We start from the raw sequence: 10,327 nt of genomic DNA on the forward strand, positions 1-10,327 counted from the left end.
CGTCACGCCTGTGTTGGAGCCCAAGCGCGGAGGCCAGTCCGCCGCCTGCCACCACCCGGTGCCCGCGCCATGAGCGAACCGCTGGTCCAGGTGCGCGACCTGAAGGTGCACTTCCCGGTGAAGGGCGGCCTGCTGGGCCGCACGCGCGGCACGGTGCGCGCGGTGGACGGCGTGTCCTTCGACGTCGCCCGGGGCGAGACGCTGGGCCTGGTGGGGGAGAGCGGCTGCGGCAAGAGCACGCTGGGGCGCGCGGTGCTGCGCCTGCTTGAGCCGACCTCCGGCTCCATCCGCGTCGCAGGGCGCGAGCTGACCGGCCTGTCGCAGCGTGAGCTGCGTCCGCTGCGCCGGCAGATGCAGCTCGTCTTCCAGGATCCGTACGCGTCGCTCAACCCGCGCATGACGGTGGGGGACATCCTCGCGGAGCCGTTCGCCATCCACGGCCTCGCGAAGGGCCAGGCGCGCGAGGACGAGGTGCTGGCGCTGCTCGACGCCATGGGGCTGCCCCGCGAGGCGCGGAGCCGCTATCCGCACGAGTTCTCCGGCGGCCAGCGTCAACGCATCGGCATTGCACGTGCCATCGCGTTGCGTCCGGACCTGGTGGTGGCGGACGAGCCCATCAGCGCGCTGGACGTCTCCATCCAGGCGCAGATCGTCAACCTGCTGGTGGACCTGCAGCGCGAGCGCGGGCTCACCTACGTCTTCATCGCGCACGACCTGAAGATTGTTGAGTACGTGTCCACGCGCGTGGCGGTGATGTACCTGGGCCGCATCGTGGAGGTGGCGCCGTCGCGCGCGCTGTACGCGGGGCCCCGGCATCCGTACACGCAGGCCCTGCTGTCGGCGGTGCCGGTGCCGGATCCAGAGCGTCCGCGCGCGCGCCTGCTCCTGCCGGGCGAGCCGCCTTCGCCCCTGTCGCCGCCGGCCGGCTGCGCCTTCCACCCGCGCTGCCCTCATGCGATGGAGCGCTGCCGCCGCGAGTCCCCGCCGCTGTATCCCCTGGGCGGAGGCCACGCCGCGGCGTGTTTCCTGGCCGAAGGGGACTCGCGCGACGTGCCCGCGGATTCCACGTCCGGAGGAGGTGCCGGTGTTCTGGCTCAGCCATCATCACCCGGATGAGTACAACCGCACGTACGTGCTCGCGGGCGTGCGCGTGTGCGCGCGATGCCTGGGCACGTACCCGGTGCTCGCGGCCGTGTTCGCCGGGCTGTTCGCGCTGAAGGCGCCGCTCCAGTGGGAGCGGGACGTGCCCGTGGTGCTGGCCCTCACGCTGCCCGCGCTCGTGGACTGGGCGGTGGGACGCTTCCGGCCCGCGTCGGGTTCCAACTGGCTTCGCACGCTGACGGGCGTCCTGTTGGGCGTGGCCCTTGGCCGCTCGCTGTACGTGCATGTGCAGCGCCCGCTGCCGGCGGTGCTGCTGGCGCAGGCACTTCTGGTGACAGGGGTTGCGGTCCCTGTCATTCTCGCCACTTACCGGCGGCCACGGCCGGAATAGACCTTTCGCGCACGGCTGTCCGTTACAGGCGTGGGCGGTGAAGGGGATGGCACCCGTGGCTTCATGGGCACTGGGGGAAGTTTGGCACCCGAAACCTCAGACGAGCAGCTGATGCTCGCCTTCCAGGCGGGAAACGCGCGTGCGTTCGAGGCGTTGGTGCGCAAGCACCGCGCGCCGGTGTTCAACTTCATCCTGCGCTTCGTGGGCCACCGGGCGCGGGCGGAGGACGTGCTGCAGGAGACGTGGCTCAAGGTGGTTCGCAGCGCCCGGGAGTACGAGCCCAAGGCCCGGTTCACGACCTGGCTGTACACCATCGCGAGGAACCTCTGCGTGGACAGCACCCGCAAAGAGAGCTACCGCCAGGCGACGTCCCTGGAAGCCCCCGCCGCGGGTGCCGATGGGGACGAGGGACGTCCGCTGGGCGAGGGGCTGCCGGATGCCGGGGCCAGCCCGGAGCGGGGCGCGCACAACGCCCGCATCCGGCCGCTCCTGGAGCGGGCGCTGGCGGCCCTGCCGGAGGAGCAGCGCGAGGTGTTCGTGCTGCGCGAGTACAGCGGCATCCCGTTCAAGGAGATCGCCGAGGTGACGGGCGTGTCCGAGAACACGGTGAAGAGCCGCATGCGCTACGCGCTGGAGGGCCTGCGCCGCCGCCTGGGTGAGCTGGGCGTGGACGGCGACCTGTCGGAGGATGGAAGGACGGTGGCGGGATGAATGCCCAGAATGCCCATGCGCACGAGGACCGGCTCCTCGACTTCGCCTACGGCGAGCTGCCCGCGCCGGAGGCCCACGCGCTGGAGCAGCACGTCCAGGGCTGCGCGCGCTGCACGAAGGCGCTGGCGGACATCCGTGGCGTGCGCACCACCATGGCGCAGCTGTCGTCGGAGCCCGCGCCGGACGCGGGCCTGGAGTCGCTGCTCGCGTACGCCCAGCAGTCCGCGCGCCGCGCCGCCGCCGGGCCGGAGCCGAAGCCCTCGCGCTGGCGCCGCTGGCTCTTGCCCGCGGTGGGCCTGGCCACGGTGAGCACCTTCGGCATCCTGACGTTGACGGTGAGCGAGAACCTCAAGCTGGAGCCGAACCTGTCGCAGAAGGCGGCCCCCACCGAGGCGCTGGCGGCGAAGAGGGAGGAGACGCAGGCCAGGCTCGCTCCCAGCCCCGTCGCGGCCGCGCCCGCCCCTTTGGACCTGAGCGCTTCCGAGGGTTCTTTCGATGAGCTGAAGGCCGCGCCGAGGCGGAACGTCGCGGACCGGCAGCAGGCGGAACTGAGGGCGATGCCCAAGGGCTCCACGGCCGCGGCCCGTCCGTCGGACTGGATGAACGCGGGCGGCGGTGGCGCGCTGCTGGAGCGGCGCCGCGCGGAGGCCGAGGCCCCCCGCAAGAAGGTCGCCCCGGCCGTCCGCGACGCCGACGGCGAGTTCGCGGCGCTCGAACCGGCTCCCGCGCCGGTGGTCGCCGAGTCGGTGGCTCCGAAGGAGGAGGCGGCCGACGAGGATGCCTACGCCACTGCCCGGAAGGACGCCCGCGCGTCGGAGGGCAGCGCCGATAAGGCCAAGGTCGCGAAGGCCGATTCCCTGCGGATGGGCAGCAAGGCCTATGGCCGCGGGTTGTCCTTGGATGACGCCGAGCCGCAGTCCATGGCGGGCGCGACTCCACCTCCGCCCCCGCCGGCCGCGGCGTCCGCGCCCCTGGCCCAGACCATGCCCTCGGCTCCCTCCGCCACCGGCTCCATCGGCGGAATGGCTCCGAGCACGGAGGCCGCGAAGCCCAAGCCCCAGGAGAAGTCCGCCGGAGCGATGACGGCGCGCGACCTGTCCGCCCAGGCCCAGGCCGCCGCGGACCAGGGCGACCGCGCCCGGGAGGCCCAGCTGCTGCGCGCCGCGCTCGCGGCCGGAGCCAGCGGCAGCGAGCGGCTGGCCCTGCTCTCGCGTCTCTGCGAGTCCGAGTCCGTCCAGGGACGCACCCAGGAGGCCGCCGCCGTCTGCGGGCAGATCATCTCCGAGGCCCCCGGCTCCAGCGCGGCGCAGCTGGCCCAGCGCCGCCTGCGTCAGGCCTCGCCCCCCGCGACTCCGGCTCCGGCTCAGGCCCCGGCCAAGGCCGCTCCGTCCAAGAAGCTTTCGCAGTAGGGGAGGGCGGGGCAGTCCACATGACCGATGCGTCCGGGGCCCGGGTCCTGGATAATGGGGACATGAGGCAGGACGTGCACGCTCCCCCCGTGAACAGCCCTCGGAAGTCTCCGCCGCGCCGGGCCCGCCGTGGCCAGGCCATGGTGGAGTACTCGATTCTCAACTGGGTGCTGATCGTCGCGCTCGTCATCGGCGCCACGGTGCGGATCCGCTGGACCGACGACCGTCAGACCAACGTCATCGACCTGTTCCTCGAGGCGTACCAGATCTATTACGACTCGTTCTATTTCGTGCTGAACCTGCCGTTCCCCTGAGGAACGCAGCGGCTCCGAAGGCAGCGGATCAGCCCGTGTTTCGAGCCGTCCTCCCCGCCGGGCGGGCAGGCTCCGCGGGCTCCGGGGACCCCGGGATTCCGCTTTGTCGCGAGAGGTGGTTTTGACACCTGCTGTGGGGCATGGATAACATTCCGCCCCGTTCGCGCCCTGGCATCGCCCCCTCGTCCGAAGCAGTCCTGCCGCCACGACGGCGCCCCACCGTTCTGGAGCCTTGAACCATGTTGAAGGGTAAGACCCCGCTCGTCGTCGCACTGGTGCTCGGTTTGCTCGCGGGCATCGTGGCCTACTCGGCCATCAAGAAGAAGGAATCGGACGTGCGCCGCGGGTGGAACCTGGTGCCCGTGGTGGTGGCGGGCCAGGACATGCCCGAGGGTTCGGTCATCACGTACGAGATGATCTCCCAGCGCTCCGTGCCGGAGCAGTTCGTCACCTCGTCGGTGGTGAAGCCGGACTCCGCCAACTACATCGTGAACCAGAAGGTGCTGGTGGCGCTGCAGGCCGGCGACCCCATCCTCTGGAGCCAGTTCGAGACGACGAAGGCCGCCGAGCGCCTGTCCACCAAGGTGCAGAAGAAGGCGCGCGCCATCACCATCGAGGCGAAGCAGACCACGTCCGTGGGCGGGTGGATCCGCCCCAACGATCACGTGGACATCATCGGCACGTTCCGTGACCCGCAGACGGACGAGAGCGTCGCCGTGACGCTGCTGCAGAACATCATCGTGGTCGCCACGGGCAAGATCACCGGCACCACGAACATCAACCTCATCCCGGAGAACCAGCGCGAGTACAACAACGTCTCGCTGATGGTGCTGCCGGAAGAGGCGGAGATCCTCGTGCTGGCGGCGGAGCTGGGGCAGCTGACCCTGTCCCTGCGCAACGAGGACGACGTGGACCTCATCGAGGAGCGCGGCCGCGCCACCATCAGCACGCTGCTCTCCGGCGAGCGCACCCGCGTGCTGGAGCAGAAGCGCCGGGAGATCATCCAGATCATCAAGGGCAGCTCGGGCTCCGGTGAATCCGGCGAGCAGCCCCTGCGCTCCAACTTCGCGGAGACGGCGTTCTGGATTCCGCAGCTGCTCACCGGGCCGGACGGCGCGGCGGTGCTGGAGTTCACGGTGCCGGACTCGGTGACGGCGTGGGACGTCTGGGTGCACGCGCTCACGAGGGATCTGCGCGGTGGATCCATGCAGCGCTCCACCCGCAGCGTGAAGGAGCTGATGGTGCGGCCCTACCTGCCGCGCTTCCTGCGCGAGGGCGACCGCGCGGACCTGGAGGTCGTGGTCAACAACGCGGGCACCCAGACGCAGCAGGGCCAGCTCACGTTCGACATCGTGGACCCCGACACGCAGAAGAGCCTGCTCGCGGACTTCGGCGTGAAGGCGGCCGTGCAGTCCTTCACGGTGGCGGCGGGGAAGGGCACGCACCTGCGCTTCCCCATCACCACGCCCGCGCGCGTGGGCCCGGTGGCCTTCCGCGTCGTCGCGAAGACGGGCGCGTTCAGCGACGGCGAGCTGCGCCCCCTGCCGGTGCTGCCCGGCCGCATGCACCTGGCCCAGTCGCGCTTCGCCATGCTGAACAACCAGGACCGCCGGACGCTGACGTTCGAGGACCTGAAGAAGTCGGACGACCCCACGCGCGTGAACGAGCAGCTCGTCGTCACGGTGGACGCGCAGCTCTTCTACTCCGTGCTCCAGGCGCTGCCGTACCTGGTGGACTACCCCTACGAGTGCACGGAGCAGACGCTCAACCGCTTCGTGTCCACGGGCATCGTCTCCAGCCTCTTCGACAAGTATCCGGCGGTGGCGAAGGTGGCCAAGGACCTGAGCCAGCGCAACACGCGCCTGGAGACCTGGGACGACGTGGATCCGAACCGCAAGATGGCGCTGGAGGAGACGCCCTGGCTCAACGAGGCGAAGGGCGGGAAGGACTCCGACGAAGCGCTCCTGCGCGTGCTGGATCCGAAGGTGGCCCAGGCCCAGCGTGTGTCGGCGATGACGAAGCTGCGCAAGTCGCAGAACGCGGACGGCGGCTTCCCCTGGTGGCCGGGCGGTCCGTCGTCTCCGTACATGACGCTCTACATCCTGCACGGCCTGTCGCGCGCCATGGAGCACGGGGTGGAGGTGTCGCCCTCCATGACGGAGCCCGCGTGGGGCTACCTCACCACCCAGTTCCGCAACGACTACGCGAACCGGCTGATGAAGAAGGACCTGGGCTGGGAGTTCCTGACGTTCCTCAACTTCGTGGCGTCGGCATATCCGGACGCGCGCTACACGGGTGAGGCCCTGACGGCGGCCGAGCGGCAGCGCGTGCTCGACTTCTCCTTCAAGCACTGGAAGGAGCACTCGCCGTACCTCAAGGGCTACCTGGCGCTCACGCTGAACCGGGCGAAGCGCACGAAGGACGCGCAGAAGGTCTGGGACAGCGTGATGGACTCCGCGAAGACGTCGCAGGACCTGGGCACGTACTGGGCGCCGGAGGACCGCGGCTGGCTCTGGTACAACGACTCCACGGAGACGCACGCCTTCGCGCTGCGCACGCTTTCCGAGCTGCGTCCGAAGGACCCCCGCCGCGCGGGCCTGGTGCAGTGGCTGCTGTTGGACAAGAAGGTGAGCCACTGGAAGTCCACGCGCGCCACCGCCGAAGCGCTCTACGCCCTGGTGAACTACATGGAGGCGGAGGGCTCGCTGGCCGCGCGCGAGGAGCTGAAGGTGACGGTGGGCCCGAAGGTGGTGACCATGGCCTTCTCGCCCGACGTGTACACGGGGAAGAAGAACCAGGTGGTCCTCACCGGCTCGGAGGTGAACGCGGGCACGGCGTCCACGGTGGTGGAGAAGACGACGCCGGGCTTCGCCATCGCGTCCGCGACGTGGCACTTCTCCACGGAGCAACTGCCCAAGGAGGAGCGCGGTGACTTCTTCCAGGTGTCGCGCCGCTACTTCGTGCGCATCCGCGAGGGCAACCAGACGCTGCTGCGCCCGCTGACGGACGGCGCGAGGCTGCGCCCTGGTGACGAGGTGGAGGTGCAGCTGTCGCTGCGCACGAAGCACGCGGCGGAGTACGTGCACCTGAGGGACCCGCGCGCCGCGGGCCTGGAACCGGAGAACGCGCAGTCCCGCCACAAGTACGACCTGGGCATCGTCTGGTACGAGGAGACGCGCGACTCGGGGACGAACTTCTTCTTCGAGTCGCTGCCGGCCGGTGAGTACACGTTCAAGTACCGGCTGCGCGCGAACCTCGCGGGCACCTTCCGCGTGGGTCCGGCGACGGTGCAGTCCATGTACGCGCCGGAGTTCACCGCGTACTCCACGGGGACGATGCTCACCGTGGACAAGGCGCAGTAGGCCTCACCCGGGGCCGGCGTCCCCACGCGGGGCGCCGGTCCGCTACTCCGCGCAGGTCGCGGCTTCGCCGGTGGGGTGCAGCGTGGCGATGCCGTAGGTGCCGTTGCGCGTGCCGCACCAGATGCGCCAGTTGCCGCCCCCCACGTCCGGCGCCGAGTACACGCCGCCCTCCTTCTTCGCCCCGCCGCGCGCACAGCAGCGCGCGAACGCACGGGTTCCGATGGCGGCGATGGATACGGCATCCTGCGACGTCGAGAAGCCGCCCGTCCGCTTCACGCCGCAGGACCACGGGGCCAGCCCCTTGAAGCGGATGAGGTACTGCTCTCCCGTCACCGCCTCCTCGCCCTTCACCGGGCCCTGGTAGCAGACCTTCCCCTCCGCCTCGAGCTGCGCGTAGCGGGGCAGGAAGTGCAGGCCGCCAATCGGGCCGCGCTGCCAGTCGTCGCCGCAGAAGACGTGCGTGAACGCGTTACGGGGACCGGTGCTCACCCACAGGCCCGTGAGCCATTCGATGTTCGCCTGCTTCGAGCCCGGACGGCCCGCCGCGGAGAGGGCGCGCTGGATCCGCGCGTCGTCGTAGTGCTTCGCGAAGAAGCGCTGCACGTCCCCGGCGCTCACGCTCGCGTCGGGCCGCGCGGGGCACAGATCCAACACCTCGCGGTCCAGCGCGGACAGCGCCGGGGCCTTGGCGAAGAGGGGCGGTTGATCACACGTGCTCGCGCAGGCCGCGTCGCTAGGAGCTGGAGCCGCCGCGCGGCCCGCGGGGGCACGCACCACCACGGTGGCCTCTTCCTCGTCGCCAGCACTTCGGGCGGCCTGCTGCTGGCGGGTGTTCTCCCGGTCCGCGCGCACGAGCGCGTCCGTGTCCGGTGCCTTCTGGACGGCATCCGTGGGCGTGCCGTCGCAGAGCACCCAGCCTTCCGCCTTGGGCCCCTGGAGCTTGCACCACGCGCGGTCCGGGCCGCCCTTCTTCACCAGCGGATAGGACACGCCCGGCTGCACGGAGAAGACGACCTTGGAGGACTCGGGCTGGTCCACCGCGTCCACGGCGTCGTCGGTGACGAACACGCCGCTGCCCGCGAGGGCAACAGGGGCGGTGGAGAGGGCCAGGAAGAAGCAGGCGAGCGACCCGGAGAGGCGCATGGTGCGCCGGACTCTAACAGGGGCGCCGGAAGCCCGCTGTTCCCCGGTTGCGCCCGGCGCCGCACCGCGAAATAAGAGCGCCCGATATGAAACCGATGAATTTCCGAGGCCGCTGGGTGCTCATTACCGGCGCGTCGTCCGGCCTGGGGCTGGAGATGGCCCGCCTGCTCGCGAAGGAGCACGGCGCCCACATCATCGCCGTCGCCCGCCGCGAGGACCGGCTCACCGCGCTCAAGGCGGAGCTGGAGTCCGCGCACGGCGTGCAGGTGCTGCCCCTGGCCGCGGACCTCAGCCGGCCCGGCGATGCCGAGCGCGTCTTCGAGACCGCCACGTCCGGCCGCACCGTCGACGGCGTCATCCTCAACGCCGGCGTCACCTACTTCGGCCACGCGCTGGAGCAGCAGCCCGAGTCCTTCGACGCGATGCTGGCCACCAACATCACCAGCGTGGTGCGCATGTCGCAGCGCTTCGGCGCGCACTTCGCGAAGCGGGGCGGGGGAGGGGCGTTGATGCTCGTCGCCAGCACCGCGGGCTTCGCGCCGCTGCCGTACCAGACGGCCTACGCGGCCACGAAGTCGTTCGTCATCAGCTACGGGCGCGGCCTGGCCTACGAGCTGCGCAAGGCGGGCGTGTCCGTCACCGTCTTCGCGCCCGGCGGCATCGCCACGGAGATGCTGTCGGTGTCCGGCCTGGACCGGAAGTTCAAGGCGGGCGACGTGGGCATCATGTCCGCGGAGGCCTGCGCGCGCATCGCCGTGGAGGCGTTCGTGCACCGCCGCGAGCTCTCCGTGCCCGGCGTCCTCAACCGCTTCCTCGCGACGCTGATGAAGCTCCTGCCCCACGGCTTCATGATGGGGCGCTCGGCCGCGCTGTACGAAGGCGCGCTGCCGAAGGAGCCGCCCGCGCCGTGACTTCAGCGCGGGCGGTGCACGACGGCTTCAGGCCAGCTTCACCCGCGTCACCTTCAGCTTGCCCACCTGCACGGTGTACTCGCCGGCCCCCAGCTCCGCCTTGGGGTCGGTGACCTTCTCACCGTTCACCTTCACGCCGCCCTGGGCCATCATCTTGCGCGCCTCGGTGGCGGAGGCGACGAACTTCGTCTCCGGCAGGAGCTTCGTGACGAGCAGCTTCTCCGCGCCCGCGAGCGACACCTCCACGAGCGGCAGGTCCTCCGTGGACAGCTCCTTCTTGGCGAAGCGCTTCTCGAAGTCCTCCGCCGCCTTGCGCCCGGCCTCCTCGCCCTGGAAGCGCGAGGCCATCTCCTGCGCGAAGGCGACCTTCGCGGCCTTGGGGTGCGCGGCGCCGGACTTCGTCTTCTCCTCCAGCTCCAGCACCTGCTTGAGCGGCATGGAGGACAGCAGCTTGTAGTACCGCCACATCAGGTCGTCGGTGATGCTCATCAACTTGCCGAAGATGTTGTCCGCCGACTCGTCGATGCCCACGTAGTTGTCCAGGCTCTTGGACATCTTGTTGCCGGTGATGACGCCGTCCACCAGCTTCGCGTCCAGGCCCTCCAGGATGGGGCCGGTCATGATGACCTGCGGCTCCAGGCCCTCTTCCTTCATCAGCTGGCGGCCGACGAGCAGGTTGAAGAGCTGATCCGTCGCGCCCAGCTCCACGTCCGCCTTCAGCGCCACGGAGTCGTAGCCCTGCAAGAGCGGGTAGAGGAACTCGTGGATGGCGATGGAGGTGTTCTCCCGGTAGCGCTTCTTGAAGTCGTCGCGCTCCAGCATGCGCTGCACGGAGTAGCGCGCGGCCAGGCGGATCATCCCCTCGGTGCCCAGCGCGTCGAGCCACTCCGAGTTGAACTTCACCACCGTCTTGTCCGGGTCCAGGACCTTGAAGACCTGCTGCTTGTACGTCTCCGAGTTGACCTTCACCTGCTCGCGGGTGAGG

General features: G+C 70.3%; 9 protein-coding genes and 1 pseudogene. 8 read left to right on the plus strand and 2 right to left on the minus strand.

Translation table 11 applies throughout. From position 1 onward, the window contains the following. The first annotated feature begins 69 nt into the window (after positions 1–69). The 7 genes and pseudogenes from D7X55_RS28110 to D7X55_RS28135 all read left to right on the plus strand — a co-directional run bounded on the left by D7X55_RS28110 (position 70) and on the right by D7X55_RS28135 (position 7,288). Entirely contained in the window at positions 70–1,116 is a 1,047-nt protein-coding gene (locus D7X55_RS28110) for an ABC transporter ATP-binding protein (protein ID WP_121724664.1), read from the plus strand. After that, positions 1,085–1,492, plus strand: a complete 408-nt coding sequence (locus tag D7X55_RS28115) for a DUF2085 domain-containing protein (protein ID WP_120546682.1) — start codon at positions 1,085–1,087, stop codon at positions 1,490–1,492. The genes D7X55_RS28110 and D7X55_RS28115 overlap by 32 nt, the downstream gene beginning before the upstream one ends. A gap of 63 nt (positions 1,493–1,555) precedes the next feature. Further along, a complete protein-coding gene (locus tag D7X55_RS28120; protein WP_120546734.1) occupies positions 1,556–2,203 on the plus strand; it encodes an RNA polymerase sigma factor in 648 nt (215 codons plus the stop codon). Continuing rightward, a complete protein-coding gene (locus tag D7X55_RS28125) occupies positions 2,200–3,612 on the plus strand; it encodes an anti-sigma factor (RefSeq protein WP_121724665.1) in 1,413 nt (470 codons plus the stop codon). Before D7X55_RS28120 ends, D7X55_RS28125 begins: the two co-directional genes overlap by 4 nt. Positions 3,613–3,686: 74 nt before the next feature. After that, positions 3,687–3,926, plus strand: coding sequence for a hypothetical protein (locus D7X55_RS28130; protein WP_147442634.1), 240 nt, complete (start codon positions 3,687–3,689; stop codon positions 3,924–3,926). Positions 3,927–4,165: 239 nt separating this feature from the next. Next, a pseudogene (gene cpaB / locus D7X55_RS45665) lies at positions 4,166–4,951 on the plus strand (Flp pilus assembly protein CpaB); the annotation flags it as partial. Positions 4,952–5,047: 96 nt separating this feature from the next. Continuing rightward, on the plus strand, positions 5,048–7,288 hold the full coding sequence (locus D7X55_RS28135) for an alpha-2-macroglobulin family protein (protein WP_306437752.1): 2,241 nt from the start codon (positions 5,048–5,050) through the stop codon (positions 7,286–7,288). Positions 7,289–7,330: 42 nt separating this feature from the next. Here D7X55_RS28135 and D7X55_RS28140 read toward each other — a convergent pair whose 3' ends face one another. Then, positions 7,331–8,431, minus strand: coding sequence for an EndoU domain-containing protein (locus D7X55_RS28140; RefSeq protein ID WP_121724668.1), 1,101 nt, complete (start codon positions 8,429–8,431; stop codon positions 7,331–7,333). Between the two features lie 86 nt (positions 8,432–8,517). On the opposite strand from D7X55_RS28140, the gene D7X55_RS28145 reads away from it, so the two are divergent. Beyond that, the gene (locus tag D7X55_RS28145; RefSeq protein WP_120550638.1) at positions 8,518–9,342 is read left to right on the plus strand and encodes an SDR family oxidoreductase; all 825 of its coding nucleotides are present in this window, start codon (positions 8,518–8,520) and stop codon (positions 9,340–9,342) included. A gap of 27 nt (positions 9,343–9,369) precedes the next feature. Here D7X55_RS28145 and tyrS read toward each other — a convergent pair. Then, positions 9,370–10,327, minus strand: a 958-nt coding sequence (gene tyrS, locus D7X55_RS28150) for a tyrosine--tRNA ligase (protein WP_121724669.1), incomplete at its 5' end; no start/stop codon positions are given.

Origin of the sequence: Corallococcus sp. AB049A, from assembly GCF_003668885.1 — a bacterium.
GTDB classification, from domain to species: domain Bacteria; phylum Myxococcota; class Myxococcia; order Myxococcales; family Myxococcaceae; genus Corallococcus; species Corallococcus interemptor.

What these genes read in the sequence shown, in the direction of transcription:
- D7X55_RS28110 (WP_121724664.1), top strand. Translation starts at nt 70, where the DNA reads ATGAGCGAACCGCTGGTCCAGGTGCGCGACCTGAAGGTGCACTTCCCG.
- D7X55_RS28140 (WP_121724668.1), bottom strand. Translation starts at nt 8,431, where the DNA reads ATGCGCCTCTCCGGGTCGCTCGCCTGCTTCTTCCTGGCCCTCTCCACC.
- D7X55_RS28145 (WP_120550638.1), top strand. Translation starts at nt 8,518, where the DNA reads ATGAAACCGATGAATTTCCGAGGCCGCTGGGTGCTCATTACCGGCGCG.
- D7X55_RS28120 (WP_120546734.1), top strand. Translation starts at nt 1,556, where the DNA reads ATGGGCACTGGGGGAAGTTTGGCACCCGAAACCTCAGACGAGCAGCTG.
- D7X55_RS28125 (WP_121724665.1), top strand. Translation starts at nt 2,200, where the DNA reads ATGAATGCCCAGAATGCCCATGCGCACGAGGACCGGCTCCTCGACTTC.